General features: G+C 59.3%; 20 protein-coding genes. 8 read left to right on the top strand and 12 right to left on the bottom strand.

The window, feature by feature from the left end; genetic code table 11:
* Positions 1-166: 166 nt before the first annotated feature.
* The 3 genes from carB to dapB form a co-directional block, all read right to left on the bottom strand.
* Positions 167-3391, bottom strand: coding sequence for a carbamoyl-phosphate synthase large subunit (gene carB / locus ACW5W8_RS12360; RefSeq protein WP_498628138.1), 3225 nt, complete (start codon positions 3389-3391; stop codon positions 167-169).
* Positions 3392-3411: 20 nt separating this feature from the next.
* Positions 3412-4548: a glutamine-hydrolyzing carbamoyl-phosphate synthase small subunit gene (gene carA / locus ACW5W8_RS12355; protein ID WP_498628137.1), complete on the bottom strand. Its 1137-nt coding sequence runs from the start codon at positions 4546-4548 to the stop codon at positions 3412-3414.
* Positions 4549-5217: 669 nt separating this feature from the next.
* Positions 5218-6030, bottom strand: coding sequence for a 4-hydroxy-tetrahydrodipicolinate reductase (gene dapB, locus ACW5W8_RS12350; protein WP_216948885.1), 813 nt, complete (start codon positions 6028-6030; stop codon positions 5218-5220).
* Positions 6031-6360: 330 nt separating this feature from the next.
* On the opposite strand from dapB, the gene ACW5W8_RS12345 reads away from it, so the two are divergent.
* The 4 genes from ACW5W8_RS12345 (at position 6361) to serA (ending at position 10979) form a co-directional block, all read left to right on the top strand.
* Entirely contained in the window at positions 6361-7695 is a 1335-nt protein-coding gene (locus ACW5W8_RS12345; protein WP_498628136.1) for a Na+/H+ antiporter NhaC family protein, read from the top strand.
* Between the two features lie 315 nt (positions 7696-8010).
* Positions 8011-8607 carry a 5-formyltetrahydrofolate cyclo-ligase gene (locus ACW5W8_RS12340; protein ID WP_005337635.1) on the top strand — a complete coding sequence of 199 codons (597 nt, stop codon included), beginning with the start codon at positions 8011-8013 and terminating at the stop codon, positions 8605-8607.
* 161 nt (positions 8608-8768) lie between these two features.
* Positions 8769-9422 carry a ribose-5-phosphate isomerase RpiA gene (gene rpiA, locus ACW5W8_RS12335; RefSeq protein WP_498628135.1) on the top strand — a complete coding sequence of 218 codons (654 nt, stop codon included), beginning with the start codon at positions 8769-8771 and terminating at the stop codon, positions 9420-9422.
* Between the two features lie 324 nt (positions 9423-9746).
* Positions 9747-10979: a phosphoglycerate dehydrogenase gene (gene serA, locus ACW5W8_RS12330; RefSeq protein WP_498628134.1), complete on the top strand. Its 1233-nt coding sequence runs from the start codon at positions 9747-9749 to the stop codon at positions 10977-10979.
* An 81-nt stretch (positions 10980-11060) separates the two neighbouring features.
* Here serA and ACW5W8_RS12325 read toward each other — a convergent pair whose 3' ends face one another.
* On the bottom strand, positions 11061-11441 hold the full coding sequence (locus ACW5W8_RS12325; RefSeq protein WP_005337641.1) for a diacylglycerol kinase: 381 nt from the start codon (positions 11439-11441) through the stop codon (positions 11061-11063).
* Between the two features lie 144 nt (positions 11442-11585).
* Between ACW5W8_RS12325 and ACW5W8_RS12320 the strand changes: the two genes are divergently transcribed.
* Positions 11586-12653, top strand: coding sequence for a 3-deoxy-7-phosphoheptulonate synthase (locus ACW5W8_RS12320; RefSeq protein ID WP_498628133.1), 1068 nt, complete (start codon positions 11586-11588; stop codon positions 12651-12653).
* Positions 12654-12856: 203 nt separating this feature from the next.
* Here ACW5W8_RS12320 and ACW5W8_RS12315 read toward each other — a convergent pair whose 3' ends face one another.
* The 3 genes from ACW5W8_RS12315 to ACW5W8_RS12305 form a co-directional block, all read right to left on the bottom strand.
* Positions 12857-13642: an ATP-binding cassette domain-containing protein gene (locus ACW5W8_RS12315; protein ID WP_498628132.1), complete on the bottom strand. Its 786-nt coding sequence runs from the start codon at positions 13640-13642 to the stop codon at positions 12857-12859.
* Entirely contained in the window at positions 13629-14636 is a 1008-nt protein-coding gene (gene btuC / locus ACW5W8_RS12310) for a vitamin B12 ABC transporter permease BtuC (RefSeq protein WP_498628131.1), read from the bottom strand. Before btuC ends, ACW5W8_RS12315 begins: the two co-directional genes overlap by 14 nt.
* Before the next feature lie 96 nt (positions 14637-14732).
* Positions 14733-15467, bottom strand: a complete 735-nt coding sequence (locus ACW5W8_RS12305) for a substrate-binding periplasmic protein (protein WP_498628130.1) — start codon at positions 15465-15467, stop codon at positions 14733-14735.
* A gap of 112 nt (positions 15468-15579) precedes the next feature.
* Between ACW5W8_RS12305 and ACW5W8_RS12300 the strand changes: the two genes are divergently transcribed.
* Both ACW5W8_RS12300 and tapW read left to right on the top strand, forming a co-directional pair.
* A complete protein-coding gene (locus ACW5W8_RS12300; RefSeq protein WP_005353120.1) occupies positions 15580-15936 on the top strand; it encodes a DMT family protein in 357 nt (118 codons plus the stop codon).
* A 58-nt stretch (positions 15937-15994) separates the two neighbouring features.
* Positions 15995-17134 (top strand): type IVa pilus ATPase TapW, encoded by a 1140-nt coding sequence (gene tapW / locus ACW5W8_RS12295; RefSeq protein WP_498628129.1) that lies wholly within the window; start codon positions 15995-15997, stop codon positions 17132-17134.
* A 95-nt stretch (positions 17135-17229) separates the two neighbouring features.
* On the opposite strand, the gene ACW5W8_RS12290 is transcribed toward tapW, so the two are convergent.
* The gene (locus tag ACW5W8_RS12290; protein ID WP_498628139.1) at positions 17230-17679 is read right to left on the bottom strand and encodes a methyltransferase family protein; all 450 of its coding nucleotides are present in this window, start codon (positions 17677-17679) and stop codon (positions 17230-17232) included.
* Between the two features lie 173 nt (positions 17680-17852).
* Between ACW5W8_RS12290 and alr the strand changes: the two genes are divergently transcribed.
* Positions 17853-19079, top strand: coding sequence for an alanine racemase (gene alr / locus ACW5W8_RS12285; RefSeq protein ID WP_498628128.1), 1227 nt, complete (start codon positions 17853-17855; stop codon positions 19077-19079).
* 63 nt (positions 19080-19142) lie between these two features.
* Here the strand turns inward: alr and ACW5W8_RS12280 are convergent, their stop codons facing one another.
* The 4 genes from ACW5W8_RS12280 to oppC all read right to left on the bottom strand — a co-directional run bounded on the left by ACW5W8_RS12280 (position 19143) and on the right by oppC (position 23328).
* On the bottom strand, positions 19143-20087 hold the full coding sequence (locus tag ACW5W8_RS12280) for a TerC family protein (RefSeq protein ID WP_482322899.1): 945 nt from the start codon (positions 20085-20087) through the stop codon (positions 19143-19145).
* A 298-nt stretch (positions 20088-20385) separates the two neighbouring features.
* The gene (oppF, locus tag ACW5W8_RS12275) at positions 20386-21381 is read right to left on the bottom strand and encodes a murein tripeptide/oligopeptide ABC transporter ATP binding protein OppF (RefSeq protein ID WP_498628127.1); all 996 of its coding nucleotides are present in this window, start codon (positions 21379-21381) and stop codon (positions 20386-20388) included.
* A complete protein-coding gene (locus ACW5W8_RS12270) occupies positions 21382-22362 on the bottom strand; it encodes an ABC transporter ATP-binding protein (protein WP_498628126.1) in 981 nt (326 codons plus the stop codon). It lies immediately after the preceding gene.
* A gap of 54 nt (positions 22363-22416) precedes the next feature.
* Entirely contained in the window at positions 22417-23328 is a 912-nt protein-coding gene (gene oppC, locus ACW5W8_RS12265) for an oligopeptide ABC transporter permease OppC (RefSeq protein WP_139407229.1), read from the bottom strand.
* Positions 23329-23332 lie beyond the last annotated feature (4 nt).

The following is a 23332-nucleotide window of genomic DNA, read 5'->3' as shown; positions in this document are numbered from 1 at the left end:
GCTGGAGCGTTACGGGAGGGGCGTGAATATCAAAGCATGTTTGCATGAGGCGCTGGGGCACCCCATGCAACACGTAATTGGGACATAGCCATGAAAAAGCCCCCCGCCATCGCTGGCGGGGGGCTTGTTACTGATGTGTGGCGAATGTGGCTCGCACGCGGATGGATCAGCGGTTATTGACGCGCTCGTGCAGCTCTTGCACCGAGTTGACATTGGCGGTGGCATCCACACTGATGGCCATGCAGGTGGCGAACGCCTCGTTCATGGTGGTGGTATACGCCACCTTGTTCTGCAGGGCAGCGCGGCGCAGCTGCTTGGAGTCCTGGATCGCCACCCGCCCTTCGGCGGTGTTGACGATGTAGGTGTACTCGCCATTCTTGATGCGGTCGAGAATGTGCGGGCGACCTTCATGCACCTTGTTGACCAGGCGCGGGTTGATGCTCGCTTCACCCAGTGCGACCGCGGTGCCGTGAGTGGCATCCAGCTCGTAGCCCAGCTCCAGCAGCTTAGCAGCCAAGTCGACCACCTGCGCCTTGTCGCTGTGACGCACTGACAACAGGGCGCGACCCTCTTTCGGTACCGCGTTGCTGGCCCCCAGCTGCGCCTTGGCATACGCCTCGGCAAAGCTGCTGCCCACCCCCATCACCTCACCGGTGGAGCGCATCTCCGGCCCCAGCAGCGGGTCAACCCCCGGGAACTTGGCGAACGGCAGCACCACCTCTTTCACCGAGTAGTAGGGCGGGATGATCTCTTTGGTGAAGCCCTGTTCTTGCAGCGACTGACCGGCCATCACGCGGGCGGCAATCTTGGCCAGCGGCGCACCTGTCGCCTTGGAGACGAACGGCACGGTACGGGCGGCGCGCGGGTTCACTTCGATGAGGTAGATATCATCGCCCTTGACCGCGAACTGCACGTTCATCAGGCCGATAACGCCGAGCTCCAGCGCCAGCTTGCGCACCTGTTCGCGGATCTCGTCCTGAATTTTCTTGGACAAGGTATAGGGAGGCAGGGAGCAACCTGAGTCACCGGAGTGGATACCGGCCTGCTCGATGTGCTCCATGATGCCGCCGATGACTACATCGGTGCCGTCGCAGATGGCATCCACGTCCAGCTCGGTGGCATCGTCCAGGAAGCGGTCCAGCAGTACCGGCGATTCGTTGGAGACGCTCACCGCCTCGGCGAAGTAGCGACGCAGATCCTGCTCGTCATAGACGATTTCCATCGCGCGGCCACCCAGCACGTAGGAGGGGCGAACCACCAGCGGGTAGGTGATACGCTCGGCCAGCAGCACGGCCTGCTCCAGCGCGGTGACGGTGCCGTTTTCCGGCTGCTTGAGGCCGAGGCGCTCGACAGCAGACTGGAAGCGCTCGCGGTCTTCGGCGCGGTCGATGGCATCCGGGCTGGTACCGATGATCGGCACGCCGTTGGCTTCCAGTGCACGGGCCAGTTTCAGTGGGGTCTGGCCACCGTACTGAACGATGACGCCCTTGGGTTTTTCGATGCGCACGATTTCCAGCACATCTTCCAGGGTCACCGGCTCGAAGTAGAGACGATCCGAGGTGTCGTAATCGGTGGAGACGGTCTCCGGGTTGCAGTTGACCATGATGGTCTCGTAACCATCTTCGCGCAGGGCCAGCGCCGCGTGCACGCAGCAGTAGTCGAACTCGATACCCTGACCGATACGGTTCGGGCCGCCGCCGATGATCATGATCTTGTCGCGGTTGCTCGGGGCCGCTTCGCACTCCTCGTCATAGCTGGAGTACATGTAGGCGGTGTTGGTGGCGAACTCGGCGGCGCAGGTATCGACCCGCTTGTAGACCGGGAAGATGTTGTGGCGGGCACGCAGTTTGCGCACTTCCCCTTCGGCCACACCGAGGATCTTGGCCAGACGGGCATCGGCAAAGCCTTTGCGCTTCAGGGCACGCAGGAAGTCGGCATCGAGACCGGCCATGCCGCGCTCTTTCACCTCTTCTTCCAGCTTCACCAGATCTTCAATCTGTACCAGGAACCAGGGGTCAATCTTGGTCAGCTTGAAGATGCCGTCCATGGAGAGACCGGCGCGGAACGCATCGGCGATATAGAAGATACGGTCGCTACCGGCGTCCTGCAGCTCGTGACGGATGCGGGTCAGGGAGTCCGGGGCATTGAGGTCAACCATGGGGTCGAAGCCGGTTTTGCCAGTTTCGAGGCTGCGCAGCGCCTTGTGCAGGGACTCCTGGAAGTTGCGGCCGATGGCCATCACTTCACCGACCGACTTCATCTGGGTCGTCAGACGGTCGTTGGCACCGGCGAATTTTTCAAAGTTGAAGCGCGGTACCTTGGTGACCACGTAGTCGATGGCCGGCTCGAAGGAGGCCGGAGTGCGACCGCCGGTGATGTCGTTCATCAGCTCGTCGAGGGTGTAACCGATGGCGAGCTTGGCAGCGATCTTGGCGATGGGGAAACCGGTCGCCTTGGAGGCCAGCGCGGAGGAGCGCGACACCCGCGGGTTCATCTCGATGATGACCATGCGACCATCTTTCGGGTTGATACCGAACTGGACGTTGGAGCCGCCGGTCTCGACGCCGATCTCGCGCAGCACCGCCATGGAGGCGTTGCGCATCAGCTGGTACTCCTTGTCGGTCAGCGTCTGGGCTGGCGCGACCGTGATGGAGTCACCGGTGTGGATACCCATGGGGTCGAAGTTTTCGATGGCGCAGACGATGATGCAGTTGTCGTTGCGATCCCGCACCACTTCCATCTCGTACTCTTTCCAGCCGATCAGCGACTCGTCGATGAGCAGTTCTTTGGTCGGGGAGAGATCCAGACCGCGCTCGCAGATCTCGACGAACTCTTCGGTGTTGTAGGCGATGCCGCCACCCGAGCCACCCATGGTAAAGGAGGGACGGATGATGCAGGGGAAGCCGACCATCTGCTGCACGCCCCACGCCTCTTCCATATTGTGGGCGATGCCGGCACGCGGGCACTCGAGGCCAATGCTGCGCATCGCCTTGTCAAAGCGGGAGCGATCTTCGGCCTTGTCGATGGCGTCGGCGGTGGCACCGATCATCTCGACACCGAACTCGGCCAGCACGCCGTGTTTCTCCAGCGCCAATGCGCAGTTGAGTGCAGTCTGGCCACCCATGGTGGGCAGGATGGCGTCCGGGCGCTCTTTCTTGATGATTTCGCGCACCACTTCCCAGGTGATGGGCTCGATGTAGGTGGCGTCCGCCATCTCCGGGTCGGTCATGATGGTGGCCGGGTTGGAGTTGACCAGAATGACGCGGTAGCCCTCCTCGCGAAGGGCTTTGCACGCCTGGGCGCCGGAGTAGTCAAATTCGCAGGCCTGGCCGATGACGATGGGGCCGGCGCCGAGGATCAGGATGCTCTGAAGGTCATTACGTTTTGGCATGAAACTCTTTCCTCTTTTCCTTAGGCGCGATACTGCTTAATCAATTCAATAAAGTGGTCAAAGAGACCGGCACAATCGTGCGGGCCCGGGCTCGCTTCGGGGTGCCCCTGGAAGCTGAAGGCCGGACGGTCGGTGCGATGGATGCCTTGCAGGGAACCATCGAACAGGGAGACATGGGTGGCGCGCAGGCAATCCGGCAGGCTGTTCTCATCTACCGCAAAGCCGTGGTTCTGGGCGGTGATCATCACTGTGTTGTCATCGAGACTCTTCACCGGATGGTTGGCACCGTGGTGGCCAAACTTCATCTTGACGGTCTTGGCACCGGAGGCCAGACCCAGCAGCTGGTGACCCAGACAGATGCCGAATACCGGCGTGTTGGTATTAAGGAAAGCCTTGATGGCCTCGATGGCGTAGTCGCACGGCTCGGGGTCGCCGGGGCCGTTGGAGAGGAAGATGCCATCCGGGTTCATCGCCAGTACCTCGGCGGCCGGGGTCTTGGCCGGTACAACGGTCAGGCGGCAGCCACGGTCAACCAGCATCCGCAGGATGTTGCGCTTGACGCCAAAGTCATAGGCTACCACGTGGTATTTCAGCTGGTCGGCATCCGGGGTGACATGCCCCTTGCCAAGCTGCCAGCTCCCTTCGGTCCAGTTGTACGCCTCACCAACCGTCACCTCTTTGGCCAGATCCATCCCCTTCAGACCGGGGAAGGCGCGAGCCTGTTCGAGGGCATAGGCTTCATCGACCTGTTTCCCGGCCAGAATGCAGCCAGCCTGAGCGCCTTTCTCGCGCAGGATGCGGGTCAGTTTACGGGTGTCGATGTCGGCGATGCCAACGATGTTGTGAGACTTGAGGTATTCGGAGAGGGATTGCTGATTGCGGAAATTGGAGGCAAGTACCGGAAGGTCCCGGATGATCAATCCCTGAGCATGGATCTGACTGGACTCTTCATCTTCGCTGTTGGTGCCGGTGTTGCCTATATGGGGGTAAGTGAGGGTGACGATCTGACGGGAATAAGAGGGATCGGTGAGGATTTCCTGATAGCCCGTCATCGACGTATTGAAAACCACTTCACCAACGGAACATCCCTCGGCGCCTATCGATACGCCTTTGAACACAGTTCCATCTTCCAGCACTAGCAATGCAGTGTGATTCAAGACAACCTCCAGTTATTTAGCTTTAAATTCAGCAATTTACCTGGGTGTTGCGGGCTCGATTCCGGTCTTGGACAGGACTCGAACCCGGCAGATTTCTGGCAAATTGGGCGCATTCTACTTAAAAAAAGTGGCATTTCAACGTCTTTTCTCAGATGAAATGCATCTAAATTCAATAAACAAGCAATATTACCCATTATCTATGCACTCCATTGCTTTGCAACCCCCTCTCGAGAAAGAAAAGAAAAAACCATCACCAAAAGATGCCACCAAGCCCGCGATAGCGACAAAAACAAACAAAAACACCAGTTAAAACAATGCATTTATTTTAAAAACAAAAATCATTAATGATAAATTTGATGGTTTTTAGATGAAAAGATTGAACTAGAAAAATAGAAACCGTTTTTCTGTGTTTGAATTTTTAGTCTCTTTCGCGATGTGTAAACAAATGGCTGCATCAGCCATAAAGATGCTCAAATCCGTTACCTGGCGATGACATTCAGAAAGGGAAAATCTGGCGGATAAAGAAATAATGCAATTTATAAGGCATTCAGATAAAAATTTGCGACAGAGCCTTATTTTCCACACACTCTGAATGGCAGGCAGCAAAAACCCCGGCAAGCCGGGGTTCTTCACTGGATACAAGTCGCACAACCGAGCCTCACAAAGGCATCACTTGAGATTGAGCACGTCCTGCATGTCATAAAGACCGGCACCCTGCTGGCCAAGCCATTTGCCCGCCCGCACCGCACCGTTGGCGAAAGTCAGGCGGCTGGAGGCCTTGTGGCTGATCTCCACCCGCTCGCCGATATCGGCAAACATGACGGTGTGCTCCCCCACCAGATCGCCAGCGCGAATAGTGGCAAAGCCGATAGTGTTGCGATCCCGCTCGCCAGTGATCCCCTCGCGGCCATAGACGGCGCACTCCTTGAGATCCCGACCCAGGGTTTTGGCGACCACTTCCCCCATGGAGAGCGCAGTACCGGATGGCGCATCCACCTTGTGGCGATGGTGGCCCTCGATGATCTCGATGTCGGTGTAATCCCCCATCACCTTGGCGGCCTGCTCCAGCAGCTTGAAGACCAGGTTGACTCCGACCGAGTAGTTGGAGGCGAACACGATACCAATCTGCTTGCCAGCCTCTTTCAGAGCAGCCTTGCCTGCATCGTCAAAACCGGTGGTGCCGATCACCATCTGCTTGTGGTGGGCCAGCGCAAAGGCCAGATTGGCCAGGGTCACCTCGGGACGGGTGAAGTCGATGATGAGGTCAAACTCATCGCGCACCTTGTCCAGACTGTCGCTGATGGCCACGCCCAGATGGCCCAGCCCGCCCAGCTCACCGGCATCGAGACCGATCACCGCCGAGCCCGGCCGCTCCAGCGCAGCCCCGACCACCACGCCATCGGTGTTGGTGATGGCCTCCAGCAGCACCTTGCCCATACGACCATTACAGCCCATCACGGCCACACGGATCGGATTGTCCATCTCCACCCTCTCATCTCTTTATTATGGAAAGAGACCGTTTTACCAGCCCGCGCCCGCTTTGAAAAGCTCACTCTGCGCCACCACATCACCTCGACATATAAACGGAAATATTGGATAAATCAGAATATTTGACGGATTTAATCACACATACAAAATCACCAAACAAAAACACCTATCCATCTGGACGTCTATCTTGACCTTGCGGGGTTGACTCACTACTGTGGGCCCCCCGATGCGGCAGGATGCCCGCCCTGCTTTCCCCCTATCCCTTCCGATAAAGGCACAAAGCAGTTCATGACAGGAGGTCATTGTTCAATTTCAGAGGAACACATGATCCAGATCCAACCCAGTGCCAGGGCCTTGCTGCCACTTCTGGTTTTTCTCGCACTCTTTATCGGTACCGGTACCTGGCTGACCCTGCAAGGGGTCGAATTCGCCTTCTATCAGCTGCCCGCGCCGGTTGCAGCCCTGCCTGCGGTGATGCTCGCCCTGCTGCTTGGCAAAGAGAGCTTCAACAGCAATCTGGAGACCTTCTTCAAGGGGGTCGGCCACAGCAATATCATGGCGATGTGCCTTATCTATCTGCTGGCGGGCGCCTTTGCCAGCGTGGCCAAGGCCACCGGCGGGGTTGATGCCACCGTGGCGCTGGGTCTGTCGCTCATCCCCGGCTGGGCGCTGTTGCCCGGGCTGTTCCTCATCTCTGCCTTTATTGCTACCGCTATGGGTACCTCCATGGGCACCATAGGTGCCGTGGCGCCGGTCGCGCTGGGCGTGGCGCAGGCGGCCGGCATCGAACCGGTGCTGATGGCAGGCACCATTCTCTCCGGCGCCATGTTTGGCGATAACCTCTCCATCATCTCCGACACCACCATCGCGGCCACCCGCAGTCAGGGTTGCGAGATGAAGGACAAGTTCCGCGAGAACTTCAAGATTGCCGCCCCTGCCGCCATCACGGTGATCCTGCTCTATCTGACCCTGGGCTCAGTGGGTGAATCCCCAGCCAGCGGCAGCGCCATCGAGCTGTTCAAGGTGATGCCTTATCTGCTGATCCTGGGGCTGGCGCTCGCCGGGGTGAATGTGTTCGTGGTGCTGGGGATCGGTATTCTGGCCGCCGGAGCGGTGGGCATGATCAACGGCTACGCCATCGGTCAGTTCAGCAAGGATATCTATCAGGGCTTTACCGGCATGCAGGAGATCTTCCTGCTCTCCATGCTGATCGGCGGTCTCGGCGCCCTGATGGAGCGTCAGGGTGGACTGGCATGGATCAGCGAGCGCATCAGCGCCCTGATTGCCCGTTTCACTCGCGAGCACAATGGTGAACAGAACGAGAAAGCCGCCGAGCTCGGCATCGCCGGGGTGGTGAGCCTCACCAACCTCTGCACCGCCAACAACACGGTGGCTATTATCGTCGCCAGCAAGGTGGCCCGGGATCTGGCCGAACACCACGGCGTCACCCCGCGCCGCGCCGCCTCCATGCTCGATATCTTCTCCTGCGTGGTACAGGGTCTGATCCCCTGGGGCGCACAGGCGCTGCTGCTGGGATCCATCTTCGCCCTGTCGCCGTTGGCGGTAGTGAGCATGAGTTTTTACCCGATGGCGCTGGCTGTAGCGGCACTGATTGCCGTGTTCGTGAAGCACCAGATGCGCGGCAAGGCTGACAAGTAACAGGATAACGTCCATGCGTTTCTACACAGGATTAGCGCTCGCGGTAGCGGCACTCATTGCAGTGTTTGTGAAGCACCAGATGCGCGGCAAAGCTGACAAGTAACAGACCAGACGCTGACGCGCCGACATGCCGTCAACAGGGGCCACACCCTGGCCCTTGTTGACTCACTGTCGGATCCGCCAGCATTTATCCTACCGTCCCGGGCATCAGCCATCCGAGGCGGGAGTTCCCCTGCCCCCCTTAACGTCAAGAGTGAATGTGCTAAGGTAGAGCGCGTTCAAGCCATCGATGCGCAGCTATACCAGAGGTTCCCCATGCATGAGTCCCAACCCGAACGTCAATCCCTGCGCCAACTGGTTCGTCAACGCCGCAAAAATCTGAGTCCGGCCGAGCAGCAAGCGGCGGCCCAACAGCTACTGGCCCAGTTCAAGCAACACCCCGAGATCCTCGCCGCCAAACGCATTGCCCTCTATCTGGCCAATGACGGGGAGATCAACCCCTTGCCCACCATCCATTGGCTGTGGGCCCAGCACAAAGAGGTCTACCTGCCGGTGCTCCACCCCTTTACCCCGGGTCACCTGCTCTTCTTGCGCTATACCGCCACCAGTCCCATGGTGCGCAACCGCTACGGCATCGAAGAGCCGGAGCTGGATATCCTGCAGGTGGTGCCCCACAGCACCCTCGATCTTATCTGCACCCCGCTGGTTGCCTTCGATGCCCAGGGCAATCGCCTTGGCATGGGCGGCGGCTACTACGATCGCACTCTCGCCATCTGGCATGAGCACAAGCTGGGCCCCAAGCCGCTCGGCATTGCCCACGACTGCCAGCAGGTGGATGCGGTCCCGCAAGAGGAGTGGGATGTGCCGCTGCCCCAGATCATCACCCCGAGCCACTGCTGGCGCTTTGAATAAGCTGTTTTTGGCAGGCAGCACCTGCTTTGTGCGCGCAAACGCAGAATAAACAGGCAAACGATTTACAAAGTCACTCTTTTTGCCCCGGAACGTGAGCAACAAGGTCGCGACGGGGTACCGGGTTGGATATAATGCGCCCGCTTTTTTCTTAAGGAACGATCATGACTCAAGATGAAATGAAGAAGGCGGCCGGTTGGGCTGCGCTCAAGTATGTGGTTCCCGGCACCATCATCGGGGTGGGCACCGGCTCTACCGTCAACCACTTTATCGACGCGCTGGCGACCATGAAGGGCGAGATCAAGGGGGCGGTATCCAGCTCCGTGGCCTCTACCGAACGCCTCAAGGGCTTCGGCATCACCGTATATGATCTCAACGAGATCGACGCCCTCTCCGTCTATGTGGATGGCGCCGACGAGATCAACGCAACCCGCGACATGATCAAGGGCGGTGGCGCAGCCCTGACCCGCGAGAAAATCGTTGCCGCCGTCGCAGACAAGTTCATCTGCATCATCGACAACACCAAAACCGTCGACGTGCTGGGCCAGTTCCCGCTGCCGGTGGAAGTGATCCCGATGGCCCGCGAATACGTGGCCCGCGAAATTCGCAAACTGGGTGGCAACCCGGTGTGGCGTGAAGGGGTGGTCACCGACAACGGCAACCACATCCTGGATGTGAAGGATATGGCCATTACCGACGCCAAGGCGCTGGAAGTGCGACTGAACGCCATTGTTGGTGTGGTCACCAACGGCCTGTTCGCCGCCCGCGGCGCCGATGTTGTCCTGATCGGTACACCGGACGGCGTGATTACCCAGTAATCCCAACAGCGGCAGCACAGTGCAGCGGCATTCTCCCTCGCACGCCAGCGCCACTCTGCCACCTCTGACGCAGCAGCGGCGTTGATTGAGCCCCGGGATGGATTCTGACCCAAACATTGCATTGTGAATAAATGACGGCGCCTGATGGCGCCGTTTTTATTTATCCCTCAACAAGTTGCATACGGATGTTTACAACATTCGTTGATAACTTCAAAGAATTTGACTTTCGTCACAAATATTCCCTCTCCCAAACGTTTTTGCTACTTTACGGTTTTCTTCGCACACCAAATCTGCACTTACGTTTGCACATACAGAGGGATCGTCATGACTGCCAAGTTTTCATTGGACAAGGATAAAATCAAGGTACTGCTGCTGGAGGGGGTTCACCCCAACACCGTAGAGACCTTTCGTGCCGCAGGTTATACCAGTGTGGAGTATCTCAAGACCTCGCTCTCCGAAGAGGAGCTGATCGAGCAGATCCGCGACGTCCATTTCATCGGGCTGCGCTCCCGCACCCAGATCACCGAGAAAGTCCTCGACGCCGCCAACAAGCTGGTCGCCATTGGCTGCTTCTGCATCGGTACCAACCAGGTCGAGCTGGAAGCGGCCCAGATCCGTGGTATTCCGGTCTTCAACGCCCCCTTCTCCAACACCCGTTCGGTCGCCGAGCTGGTGCTGGGCGAGATCCTGCTGCTGCTGCGCGGCATCCCCGAGAAAAACGCCAAGTGTCATCGCGGCGTGTGGGAAAAACTGGCCAACCGCTCGGTGGAAGCCCGCGGCAAGAAGCTCGGCATCATCGGCTACGGCCACATCGGTACCCAGCTTGGCATCATCGCCGAGAGCATCGGCATGAAGGTTTATTACTACGATATCGAGAACAAGCTCTCGCTGGGTAACGCCATCCAGGTGCCGAGCATGGTCGAGCTGCTCAATATGTCTGACGTCATCAGCCTGCACGTACCGGAGACCGCCTCCACCAAGAACATGATCGGTGCCGAGCAGCTGCGGATGATGAAACCGGGCGCCATCTTCATCAACGCCGCCCGCGGTACCGTGGTGGATATCGATGCGCTGGCTGACGTCATCAAGAGTGGCCATATCGCCGGCGCCGCTATCGACGTCTTCCCGGTCGAGCCCAAGTCCAATGACGAGGAGTTCCAAAGCCCGCTGCGTGGGCTGGAGAACGTCATCCTGACCCCGCACATCGGTGGCACCACCCATGAGGCGCAGGAGAACATCGGGCTGGAAGTGGCCAACAAGCTGGTCAAATACTCCGACAACGGCTCCACCCTCTCCGCCGTCAACTTCCCGGAAGTGTCGCTGCCGGGCCACAAGGGCTCCAGCCGCCTGCTGCACATTCACCGCAACCAGCCGGGCGTGATGAACCAAATCAACCAGATCTTCGCCGATGAGGGGATCAACATCGCCGGTCAATACCTGCAGACCAGCAGCCATATCGGTTACGTGGTGATCGACGTGGAGACTGAACACAGCGAGAAGGCGCTCGCCAAGCTCAAGGAGATAAACGGCACCATCCGTGCCCGCATCCTCCACTGATAAGCCCTTATCTGAGCAGCAAAAAGCCCGTCGTGATGACGGGCTTTTTTATGAAGCAGAACCTCAAAGCAGCGTGATGGCTTACCACCACCCCAACAGGTTGCGGCCCACCAGCGCCCCCCATACCAGCGCATTGAGGGCCAGCGCGATAAAGACGGCGGCAGAGCCCAAATCCTTGGCGCGACCGGAGAGCTCATGATGCTCGGAGCCAACCCTGTCTACCACAGCTTCAATGGCGGAGTTGAGGATCTCGACGATCACCACCAGCCAGCTGATGACGATAAGCAGCAGGATCTGGTTGAGAGAATCCCCCAGCCAGAAGGCCAGCGGCATCAGCAACAGGATCAGCATCAGCTCCTGCCGAAACGCCGCCTCGTTAATCCAGGCTGACTTGAGCCCCTTCATGCTGTAACCGGTTGCGTTGATGATGCGGGTGACCCCGGTTGCCCCTGGCTTTGCCACGCTATCTACCTCATTTGGAATCGATTTTGGCCTCACATCCTATCAGAGCCCCCCAAGGTTTCAATCAGGGGACTTTTGCTTTATTTTATCTCTTTGCTTTTTCGCCCCTTGCGGCTGACACCACCCACTCGAGACTTGAGTTGTATGTCCATTCACACAGATGAATTGCGCACCCGTCGCCTGGAGTCACTGATCACTCCGAGCGAGCTTGCACACGCGTTTCCGATCACCGATACCATTGCCCAGAATCTGCTGGATGCCCGTCGCGAAGTGGAAGCCATTCTGGCCGGAGAAGATCAGCGCCTGCTGGTCATTGTCGGCCCCTGCTCTATCCATGATCCCGCTGCTGCTCGCGAGTATGCCCAGCGCCTCAACGCCCTGCGCGAGCAGTATAAAGAGAGCCTCTGCATCGTGATGCGCACCTACTTCGAGAAGCCGCGCACCATCGTCGGCTGGAAGGGACTGATCAACGATCCGCGCCTCGATGGCAGCTTCGATGTCAACGAAGGGCTGAAACTGGCGCGCAAACTGCTGGTCGACATCAACGAGATCGGCATGCCCACCGCCACCGAATTCCTCGATATGGTGACCGGCCAGTATATTGCCGACCTCATCACCTGGGGCGCCATCGGCGCACGTACCACCGAATCCCAGGTACACCGCGAGATGGCCTCAGCCCTCTCCTGCCCGGTCGGCTTCAAGAACGGCACCGACGGCAACACCCGCATTGCCATCGATGCGGTGCGCGCCGCCCGTCACAGCCACATCTTCTATTCGCCGGACAAGGACGGCAAGATGACCATCTACCGCACCGCAGGTAACCCCTTTGGTCATGTGATCCTGCGTGGTGGCCACCGCCCCAACTACGACACCGCCAGTGTCGATGAAGCGTGTGAGGCGCTGGCCGATGTGGGCCTGCCGGAGCGTCTGGTAGTCGATTTCAGCCACGGCAACAGCATGAAGGATCACCGTCGTCAGCTGCTGGTGGCGCAAGATATCTGCGATCAGCTGCGCCGTGGCCGCACCGGTATCGCTGGCATCATGGCCGAGAGCTTCTTGGTGGAGGGGCGCCAAGATGTAGAGAATGGCTGTGCCACCACCTTCGGCCAGAGCATCACCGATGCCTGCCTGTCATGGAGCGACACCGAAACCCTGCTGGCGATGCTGGAAGAGGCGGCGCAGGTGCGGTTGAACAAAGCAAATCTGCGGTAACGACTGCGACATCACCCTTCGGCCAGAGCATCACCGATGCCTGTCTATCTTGCGTGGAGCGACACCGAAACCTGCTGGCGATGCTGGCCGAAGCCGCGCTGGTGCGCCTGAGCAAGCTGGCGCGCTAACCCGAGATACAGAGAGGGCCGGATATCCGTGATATCCGGCCCTTTGCTTTACCTGTGAGTGGTTGCCAACTCTTGTTAGAGGGTCGGCATAAACCAGACCCGGCCGCCCGCTTCGATGCGGTCGGTACGGATCTGGAACACCTGCGCCAGCAGTGCCTCATCCACCAGCTCTACGCCCCCTTCCCGCACCACAGCCCCCTGTTGCAGGCAGAGAATGCGGTCGGCCCAGTCGATGGCCAGATTGATATCGTGGATGGCGAGAACCACGAGTAAACCCTGAGCGGCGAGGGTTTTCAGCAACCGCAATAGCGCCAGCTGATGATGCAGGTCGAGCCCTGCCAGCGGCTCGTCCAGCAGCAGCACCTTGCCTGCCGGATTGAGGCTCGGCCACACCTGCAGCAGGGTGCGGGCAATCAGCACCCGCTGCTGCTCGCCGCCCGACAACCGGCTGAAATCCCGAGCCAGCAAGCCATCCAGCTCCAGCGCCTCACACAGAGCTCCGATCGCCTCGTTCTGTCTGGCGGGCGCAACCGCCTCATCGAGCCCGAGGCTCAGCACCTGAAACACCGGAATATGAAACAGCTGGGGCTGGCGCTGGGGCAACATGGCGCGCCGCTGTGCCAGCTCTTGCCAACTCAGCTCTGCGACCGGCTCGCCACCGATCTGCACACTCCCGCCAGCCGGCAAGATGCCGGCCAAGGCGCCAAGCAGGGTCGATTTGCCGCTGCCGTTGGGGCCGAGCAAAGCCACCAGCTGACCGTCCTGCCAGACGATATCGAGGGGGGCGAGCCGGTGGGCGACGGTGAGCCCCTGCGCGACCAGCAGGGGAAGGCTTGGGCGCAGTTCATCACGAGGTGGCATGGGCATCTTGTCTCAGCAGCAGATAGATAAAGAGCGGCGCACCAACCGAGGCGGTGATGACGCCGATGGGCAGCTCGCCGGCATTCAAGGCAGAGCGAGCAACCAGATCGGCCGCCAGTAGCAGAGCCCCGCCACCGAGCGCCGAGGCGAGCAGCAGGAAGCGCTGATCGCTGCCGCCACAGAGCCGCAGCAGATGGGGCACTACCAGCCCGACAAAGCCGATGACACCACATAACGACACCGCAACACCAGTTAGCAGACAGACCGCCAGCACCAGCCGTACCCGCATCTTGTCGACATCCATCCCCATCAGCCGGGCCTGGGTCTCCCCCAGCAGCAACTGTTGCAGCGCCTTGCCCTGCCAGCAGAGCCAGCCCAGAGTGAGCGGCAGCACCAGCCACCACCAGCCGAACTGCTGACTGCCGTATGAGAGGCTGCCCATCATCCAGAACATGAATTCACGCAAGGAGCCGTCGTCGGCAAAGTACATCAACCAGGTCATGGCGGCATTGGTGAGGATACCGATGGCGACGCCAAACAGCAGCAGTCGGGCATGGCCCAAGCGGGCGCGACGCGCCAGCCGAATGAGCAGCATGGTCACCAGCAGTGCACCGCCAAAGGCCGCCAGCGACAGCCCCCAGCCGGGCAGATAGAGGCCGAGGGACTTGGCCACCGCCATCGCCACCATGGCGGCAAGGCCGGCCCCGCCCGATACGCCAAGCAGACCGGGTTCGGCCACCGGATTATGCAGCATCACCTGCAACACGGCGCCGCCACAGGCCAGCGCCGCCCCGGCCAGCAGGGCCAGCAGGGCGCGCGGCAGGCGCAGCTCCAGCAGGATGCGCTGTTCGAGATCACCAAGGGGCTGCCAGGGCAGCAGCACAAACTCGCCCCAGACGAGGGAGAAAAGAAACAGCAGCAGAGTCAGCAGCGTCAGGCCACGGAGCCAGCGCCGCTGCCAGCGCTGCTGGCGGGCAATAAGGGAGAGGTACAAGGATGATCCCCGAATAACAAGGCTTCATCACCGACCCTGTCACAGCGCCGGGGGAAGCAGGAAAAGCACATGATAACAGTGGGTTGCCACCCAAGGTCAAGGCTGGTAACGCTTGGCCATCACGCTTATCTCGCCGCTGGCCACCAGATTTTGCAGCGCCACCAGCAAGGGCTGGCGCAGCGACTGGTGAGGTGAGTGCTTGCTCATCCCCAGATAGAGGTTCACCGGCGTAGCGGGGCGGTAGTCCGCCTTGCCTATCCGGCTGGCATTTCCCTGACTCAGGGCATAGTCCACCTGACAGTCGGTGCCAATCATCAGCGGCAGGTGACCGCGCTGCACCATGCGCAGCAGCTGATCTTCGGTGGGCACGCCGTGCTTGTCGAGGCGATTGTCAGAGTTGAAGGGCTCAAAGTAGGCGGAGTTGAGCACATAGCCCACCTTCACCCCCTGCAGATCGCGGTATTGGTGGATCCGGGCCACATTGACCGGCTGACCATAAAATGCCGGCCAGCACTGGTAGTAGGCAGGCTGCAGATAGTCGATGAACTGTGCCCGCTCGGCGGTATAGGCGAGCCCAATCATCAGATCGACCTGACCGGTCTGCATCTGCTTGAGCGCCCTGCCCCAGGGCATCCGTTTCACCTGCAGCCGGATGCCGCTCTCCTGCTCCAGCCGGTGCAGGATCTCGATATCGATCCCCTGCAGCTGTCCATCTGGCTGCAAAATACGAAAGGGGGGCCAGACATCGGTCGCGACCGTCAGCATCGGCATCGCATTGACCCACCCCGCGGCAAACAACAGTAACAGCACAATCCTGTGTAACTTGCCCATCCCGTCGCATACCTCGCACGGCTTATTCTGTTGGTTAAAAATACCCTCCCGCACCACGTATGAAAACCCGTGGTTCAGGGATAAAATGCGCCGGATTTTCAAGGAGCACCCTATGAACCCGATTTTCGCCAGTATCGGTCTGCTGCTGTGCAGCAACGTCTTTATGACCTTCGCCTGGTACGCTCACCTCAAGAGCATGAACCATAAACCCTGGATCATTGCCGCCCTGGTGAGCTGGGGTATCGCCCTGTTCGAATACCTGCTGCAAGTGCCCGCCAACCGCATCGGCCACACAGTGATGAGTGTGGGGCAACTGAAAATCCTGCAAGAAGTGATCACCCTCACCGTATTCGTCCCCTTCTCTATCTTCTATCTCAAGGAAGATCTGAAATGGGACTATCTCTGGGCAGGGCTCTGCATTCTCGGTGCGGTCTTTTTTGTCTTTCGCGAGAAACTGACCGGCGCCTAAGGCTGTACACTCAATATCATCCCGCTCATGGCATCTCATTGATCGACGAGGCAAAAAAATGGAATTGCGAGACATGTTACAGATCCTGGCCAAGCAGGATGGCTCAGACCTCTATCTGTCGACCGGCGCCCCCCCCTGCGCCAAGTTTAACGGCGGCCTGCGCCCCCTCAACGAAACACCGCTGGAGCCGGGTGAAGTGGCGCGGATCGCCGCCGAGATCATGGATGGCGAGCAGAAACTGCAGTTTGACAAGGAGCTGGAGATGAACCTCGCCATCTCACTGCCCCAGATCGGCCGCTTTCGGGTCAACATCTTCAAGCAGCGCAACGAAATCTCCCTGGTGGCCCGCAACATCAAGACCGAAATCCCCCGTTTTGAAGATCTCAAACTCCCGCCTGTGCTACTCGACACCATCATGGAGAAACGTGGCCTGGTGCTGTTTGTCGGCGGTACCGGTTCGGGCAAATCCACTTCGCTGGCGGCCCTTATCGACCATCGCAACCGCAACAGCGGCGGCCACATCATCACCATCGAGGATCCGGTGGAGTTCGTTCATCGTCACCGCAAGAGCATCATCAACCAGCGGGAGGTTGGCGTGGATACCCGCAGCTTCCACGCAGCCCTGAAAAACACCCTGCGTCAGGCGCCGGACGTCATTCTTATCGGCGAGATCCGCGATCGCGAGACCATGGAACATGCGCTGGCCTTCTCCGAAACCGGCCACCTTGCCATCTCCACCCTGCACGCCAACAACGCCAACCAGGCGCTGGATCGCATCATCAACTTCTTCCCCGAGGAACGCCGTCCACAACTGCTCAACGATCTGGGCAACAACCTCAAGGCCTTTGTCTCCCAGCGGCTGGTGAAAACCACCGATGGTGGCCGCCGGGCCGCGGTGGAGATCATGCTCGGCACCCACACCATCCGTGACATGATCAAGCGCGGCGAATTTGGCGGCCTCAAAGAGGTGATGGAAAAATCCAAGGCCCTCGGCATGGTCACCTTCGACAGCGCCCTGTTCGATCTGGTGGTGGAAGGGGTAATTGAGGAAGAAGAGGCGGTGAAGAACGCCGACTCGGCCAACAACCTGCGCCTCAAGATCAAGCTGTGGAAAGAGAAGGGGCAGATCGCCAGCAGCAGCGATGCCACCGGCTGGAGCCTCGAACCCACCAAGGACGAGAAAGGCGATTTTTTCTAACCTGCCGCCCTCAAGAACCCCGGGCCAGCCCGGGGTTCTCTTTATCCAGCACGGCTGGCCCGACTTATCCCTAAGCTCACGCAGATCACTGCCAATCAGCACCAACGGCGAACACGCTGGCAATACGCCACATACTCATCGCCGAAACGGGCACGCAGCAGCAGCTCCTCCGGCATGATCTGAAAGCGAGTCAGCCAGGCCACCAGCACGATTGGCCCAACCCAGACCCAACTTCCACCGAGATAACAGCCCCAGGCAGCCAGCCAGCAGAGCAGCCCCAGATACATGGGATTGCGACTGACACGATAGACGCCACAGGTCACCAGACGACTGGTCTGCTGAGGCCTGGTGGGGCTGACAGTGGTCTGATGGTGGCGAAACCGTTGCAGGGCACCAAAGCCCATGATGCCCCCCGCCACGACCAGCATAGCCATCAGCGCCATTGCCCAGATGCCGGGCTGGTGCTCCCCTCTCAACCACCACATGCCTCCCGCACAGAACAGGAAGATCAGCGGTGGTGGCAAACGTAACTCCAGATTGACCATTTTCTTCCCCTGACGAGTGTCGGCCGAACCCGTGTTGCGGTAGACTCCCAACCAGTCAGCGCCTGTTGAGAGTGACAAAGATCATAATAATAACAACAAGTTGTGGTTAAACCACCACCAATGTGGCCGACCCCGTCCAAACTATCCAACGCGAATAACAAAAAGGAATCACCATGCACAAGAAAACTCTGCTGGCTACCCTGATCTTCGGCCTGCTCGCGGGCCAAGCCGTTGCGGCGCCCTACCTGCCCCTTGCGACGGATCATCGCAACGGCCAGGAGCAAACCGCCAGCAACGCCTGGTTGGAAGTGGATCTGGGCGCCTTTGAACACAATATCCAGACCCTCAAGGATCGCCTCGGCGACAAGGGCCCGCAGCTCTGCGCCATCATGAAGGCCGACGCTTACGGTCATGGCATCGACCTGCTGGTCCCCTCCGTGGTCAAGGCCAATATCCCCTGCATCGGCATCGCCAGCAACGAAGAGGCGCGCGTCGCCCGCGAGAAGGGCTTTACCGGCCGTCTGATGCGGGTACGTGCCGCCACCCCGGCCGAAGTAGAGCAGGCCCTGCCCTACCAGATGGAAGAGCTCATCGGCAGTCTGGTGAGTGCCCAGGGCATCGCCGATATCGCCCAGCGCCACCACACCAATATCCCGGTGCACATCGCGCTCAACTCCGCCGGCATGAGCCGCAACGGCATCGATCTGCGTCTGGCCGACTCCAAGCAGGATGCGCTGGCCATGCTCAAGCTCAAGGGGATCACCCCGGTCGGCATCATGACCCACTTCCCGGTGGAGGAGAAAGAGGACGTCAAGATGGGGCTGGCCCAGTTCAAGCTTGACTCACAGTGGCTGCTGGAAGCGGGCAAGCTGGATCGCAGCAAGATCACCATCCACGCAGCTAACTCCTTCGCCACCCTGGAAGTGCCGGACGCCTACTTCGACATGGTGCGCCCGGGCGGCCTGCTCTACGGTGACTCCATCCCCTCCTACACCGAGTACAAGCGGGTGATGGCGTTCAAGACCCAGGTCGCCTCGGTCAACCACTATGCCGCGGGTAACACCGTCGGTTATGACCGCACCTTTACTCTCAAGCGTGACTCCTGGCTCGCCAACCTGCCGCTGGGCTACTCCGATGGCTATCGCCGTGCCCTCAGCAACAAAGCCTATGTGCTGATCCAGGGTCAGAAGGTGCCGGTTGTCGGCAAGACCTCCATGAACACCATCATGGTGGACGTGACGGATCTGAAAGGGGTCAAACCCGGTGACGAGGTGGTGCTGTTTGGCCGTCAGGGTGAAGCCGAAGTGAAACAGGCGGATCTGGAGGAGTACAACGGCGCCCTGTTGGCGGACATGTACACCATCTGGGGCTACACCAACCCCAAGAAGATCAAACGCTGATAACACGATATAAAAAGGGCTCCCGCGGGAGCCCTTGTTGTTTGGTATTAAATGATGTTGCGTTTAAGCGGCCTTTTTACGGGTCACAAACAGACTCAGCCCCATGGATGCCAGCAGGATCAACGCGACTACGCCCAGCGCTATGCCGGTCGGGATCTTGAAGATATCCAGCAGCAGCATCTTGACCCCGATAAACATCAGGATCAGCGCCAAACCGTATTTGAGCAGGGCGAAGCGATCAGCCACACCGGCCAGCAGGAAGTACATGGCTCGCAGACCCATGATGGCGAAGATGTTGGAGGTCAGCACGATGAAGGGATCCGTAGTCACCGCGAAGATGGCCGGGATACTGTCCACCGCGAAGATGAGATCGCTCACCTCCACCAGCACCAGAATGAGCAGCAGCGGGGTGGCATAGCGCACACCGTCACGCCAGACGAAGAAGTTCTCCCCCTCCAGTGTCTCGGTCACCTTGAAGCGACGGCGCATCCAGCCCAGCAGCGGGTTGTTGGCGAGATCAGGCTCCTTGTCGGCCGCCCACAGCATTTTGGCACCGGTCAGCAGCAGGAAAGCGCCGAACAGATAGAGGATCCAGTGGAACTGCTCGATGAGCCAGCTGCCCGCAAACACCATACCGGCACGCATCACGATGGCACCCAGTACCCCGTACAGCAGCACCCGACGCTGCAGCTCGGCCGGAATGGCAAAGTAACCGAACAGCATCAGCCAGACAAAGACGTTGTCTACTGCCAGCGCTTTCTCGATGAGGTAGCCGGTGAGGAACTCCAGCCCTTTCTGGTTGGCAATCTCACGTCCCGCGCTGTGATCGAGCCAAAGCCAGATAGCCAGGTTGAAGAGCAGGGCCACACTGATCCAGATAAGGGACCAGATGCCCGCCTCTTTGAGCGACACCTTGTGTGACTTGCCGCCACCGACAAAGCGTATGTCTATCCATAACAGGACCAGCACTATGCTGAAGAAACCGGTCCACATCCACCATTCACCCATATTCACTTCTCCCAAAAACGACAAAACCCACAACCGAGAGGCGTGGGTTTGCGTTTGGAGCAGATACACCTTGCCTCTCGGCAAGGTCTCACTTACAGCCAATTTTAATCGACTGCCCGGCTGCCGGGTACATCTCAATGGATGCACCGTAATGACGACAAACCGGCGAGAAGTTACTCCCCTTGTTGCGCGGATAGTAGCAGCGGAAAAAGATAACGCCAAGAGGCATCTTCACTACCGTCAAAAATAAATCGGGGCCCCATCAAGGAGCCCCGCAAACAGGTTCAACACATCCCCATCAGAGCGGGTCGACCTTGAGGCAGGAGACCGCGTGATCGAAGTTCCCCTCCAGCACAGGGCGGGTCTTGGCACACTCGGGGCCAGCCACCGGGCAGCGGGTGCGGAACACGCAGCCTGACGGCGGATTCATCGGTGAGGGCAAGTCCCCCTCCAGGATCTGGATCACCTTGTTGCGCTCCAGCTCAGGGTCCGGGATCGGCACCGCAGACATCAGCGCCTTGGTGTAGGGGTGCAACGGATTGGCGAAGATCTCCTTGCGGGTCCCCAACTCGACGGCGTTGCCCAGATACATAACCAGCACCCGATCGGAGATATGCTTGACCACCGACAGATCGTGGGCGATGAAGATAAACGACAACCCCATCTCCTTTTGCAGGGATTTGAGCAGGTTGACCACCTGCGCCTGAATGGAGACGTCAAGCGCCGAGACCGGCTCGTCGCAGATGATCATCTTGGGCTCGAGGATCAGCGCCCGGGCAATCCCGATCCGCTGGCACTGGCCGCCAGAAAACTCGTGCGGATAGCGGTTGACCAGGTTGGGCAAGAGCCCCACTTTGCTCATCATGGCGCGCACCTTCTCCTTCACCTCTTCCCGCGGCAGGTTGGGGTAGAAGGTGATGAGCGGCTCGGCGATGATGTCGCCAATGGTCATACGCGGGTTCAGAGAAGCCAGCGGGTCCTGGAAGATCATCTGGATCTCTTTGCGCTTCTCGCGCAGGGCATTCTGATCGAGCTTGGTGAGATCATCACCCAGCCACACCACCTTGCCATCGGTGGCCGGTACCAGACCGATGATGGCGCGGGCAAAGGTCGATTTGCCGCAACCGGACTCCCCCACCACACCGAGGGTTTCACCCTCATAGAGACGCAAGGTCACACCATCGACCGCCTTGAGATCGGACGGTTTGGCCCAGGGCCACGCCTTGCCACTCTTGATACTGAAGTGGACCTTGAGGTCAGACACTTCCAACAGCAATTTTTTGTCGGCACCCATTTAGTTGGCCCCCTTGTTCATGGCATCCGAAACCCAGTGACAAGCACGCTCCCGACCGTCGTTGAACGGCGTGAGGATCGGTGACTGCTGGCCGCAAATATCGCTCACACGGTGGCAACGCTCCTGGAAGGGACAGCCGGTGGGCAGACGCAGCAGGTTGGGCGGATTGCCCGGGATGGTGGGCAGCACTTCCCCTTCGGTATCGAGACGAGGAATGGCGCGCAGCAGGCCTTCGGTGTAGGGGTGGCTCGGGCGATAGAAAATATCGTCTACCTTGCCGTACTCCATGGTACGACCGGCATACATCACCAGCACCTTGTTGCAGATACCGGCGACCACGCCAAGGTCGTGGGTGATCATGATGATGGCGGTGTTGAACTCGCGCTTGAGCTCGTTCATCAGGGTCATGATCTGGGCCTGCACGGTCACGTCGAGCGCGGTGGTCGGCTCGTCGGCGATCAGCAGTTGCGGCCGGCAGAGCAGCGCCATGGCGATCATCACCCGCTGACGCATACCGCCGGAGAACTCGTGGGGATACATGCCCATCCGCTTGCGTGCTTCGGGAATTTTGACCGCATCGAGCATCCGTACCGACTCTTCGAACGCTTCCGCCTTGCTGACGCCCTTATGCAACATCAGCACTTCCATCAGCTGATCCTGCACCTTCATGTAGGGGTTGAGCGAGGTCATGGGGTCCTGGAAGATCATGGCGATCTTCTCGGAGCGGATCTTGTTGAGCTTGGACTCCGGCAGGTTGAGGATCTCCTCCCTCTGAAATTTGGCAGAGCCGGTAATAATGCCGTTCTTGGCCAGCAGCCCCATGATGGCAAAGGCCGTCTGGGATTTGCCGGAGCCAGACTCGCCGACAATCCCCAGGGTTTCACCCGCAGAGAGAGAAAAGTTGAGGTCGTTGACCGCCACCACATTGCCGTCCGGGGTCTTGAACTCGACCCGCAGATCTTTCACATCCAGTAACTTCATATAAAAACTCCTTATCGATCTTTCGTGATGCTTTCCTGTCGATCCGATGCTCGATTAACGATCTTTCGGATCGAGGGCGTCACGCAGACCATCCCCGAGGAAGTTGAAGCAAAACAGGGTCACCACCATAAAACCGGCGGGGAACAGCAGTTGCCAGATGGCCACTTCCATCGACTTGGAGCCTTCATCCAGCAGGGCACCCCAGCTGGTCATCGGTTCCTGAACCCCAAGGCCCAGGAAACTCAGGAAGGATTCAAACATGATCATCCCCGGCACCAGCAAGGTGGCGTAAACGGCCACGATTCCGAGTACGTTCGGTACGATGTGACGGGTGATGATCTTCCACTTGGAGACGCCACAGACGTGGGCAGCCTCGATAAACTCCTTGCTCTTGAGGCTGAGAGTCTGGCCGCGCACGATCCGCGCCATGTCGAGCCAGCTCACCGCCCCGATGGCGATAAAGATGAGCGCCAGATTGCGGCCAAAGAAGGTGACCAGCATGATGACGAAGAACATGAAGGGGAAGGCGTTGAGGATCTCCAGTACCCGCATCATCAGGCTGTCGACCCGCCCGCCGATAAAACCGGAGGCCGCGCCATACAAAGTACCGATGATGACGGCCACCATGGCACCCATGATGCCGACCATCAGCGAGATGCGACCGCCCAGCAAGGTGCGCACGAACAGATCGCGCCCCAGGCTGTCGGTACCGAAGTAGTGACCCGCTTCCATATCCGGCGGCGACTGCATGGCGCCCCAGTCCGGATCGTCAAAGGTGTATTGGGACAGATGGGGGCCAAAGATGACCGCCAGACCGATAATGGTCAGAATGATCAGGCTGGTCAGGGCCGCCTTGTTGCGCAGGAAACGGCGACGGGCATCCTTCCACAGGGAGCGCCCCTCCACCACCTCTACCTTTTGCGCGAACGCCTCGACGGCATCGCGTTTTTCAGTTGAAACAACCATGATG

Source organism: Aeromonas aquatilis (assembly GCF_054052405.1).
Note: the sequence above shows the minus strand (reverse complement) of the source record. Positions and strands in the feature narration are given on the sequence as shown.

Coding starts and splice junctions, on each gene's coding strand:
- carB (WP_498628138.1), bottom strand. CDS start 3,391: ATGCCAAAACGTAATGACCTTCAGAGCATCCTGATCCTCGGCGCCGGC.
- alr (WP_498628128.1), top strand. CDS start 17,853: ATGCACAAGAAAACTCTGCTGGCTACCCTGATCTTCGGCCTGCTCGCG.
- oppF (WP_498628127.1), bottom strand. CDS start 21,381: ATGGGTGCCGACAAAAAATTGCTGTTGGAAGTGTCTGACCTCAAGGTC.
- ACW5W8_RS12290 (WP_498628139.1), bottom strand. CDS start 17,679: ATGGTCAATCTGGAGTTACGTTTGCCACCACCGCTGATCTTCCTGTTC.
- serA (WP_498628134.1), top strand. CDS start 9,747: ATGACTGCCAAGTTTTCATTGGACAAGGATAAAATCAAGGTACTGCTG.
- rpiA (WP_498628135.1), top strand. CDS start 8,769: ATGACTCAAGATGAAATGAAGAAGGCGGCCGGTTGGGCTGCGCTCAAG.
- ACW5W8_RS12340 (WP_005337635.1), top strand. CDS start 8,011: ATGCATGAGTCCCAACCCGAACGTCAATCCCTGCGCCAACTGGTTCGT.
- oppC (WP_139407229.1), bottom strand. CDS start 23,328: ATGGTTGTTTCAACTGAAAAACGCGATGCCGTCGAGGCGTTCGCGCAA.
- ACW5W8_RS12300 (WP_005353120.1), top strand. CDS start 15,580: ATGAACCCGATTTTCGCCAGTATCGGTCTGCTGCTGTGCAGCAACGTC.
- ACW5W8_RS12270 (WP_498628126.1), bottom strand. CDS start 22,362: ATGAAGTTACTGGATGTGAAAGATCTGCGGGTCGAGTTCAAGACCCCG.
- ACW5W8_RS12305 (WP_498628130.1), bottom strand. CDS start 15,467: ATGGGCAAGTTACACAGGATTGTGCTGTTACTGTTGTTTGCCGCGGGG.
- ACW5W8_RS12280 (WP_482322899.1), bottom strand. CDS start 20,087: ATGGGTGAATGGTGGATGTGGACCGGTTTCTTCAGCATAGTGCTGGTC.
- ACW5W8_RS12345 (WP_498628136.1), top strand. CDS start 6,361: ATGATCCAGATCCAACCCAGTGCCAGGGCCTTGCTGCCACTTCTGGTT.
- ACW5W8_RS12320 (WP_498628133.1), top strand. CDS start 11,586: ATGTCCATTCACACAGATGAATTGCGCACCCGTCGCCTGGAGTCACTG.
- tapW (WP_498628129.1), top strand. CDS start 15,995: ATGGAATTGCGAGACATGTTACAGATCCTGGCCAAGCAGGATGGCTCA.
- dapB (WP_216948885.1), bottom strand. CDS start 6,030: ATGGACAATCCGATCCGTGTGGCCGTGATGGGCTGTAATGGTCGTATG.
- ACW5W8_RS12315 (WP_498628132.1), bottom strand. CDS start 13,642: ATGCCACCTCGTGATGAACTGCGCCCAAGCCTTCCCCTGCTGGTCGCG.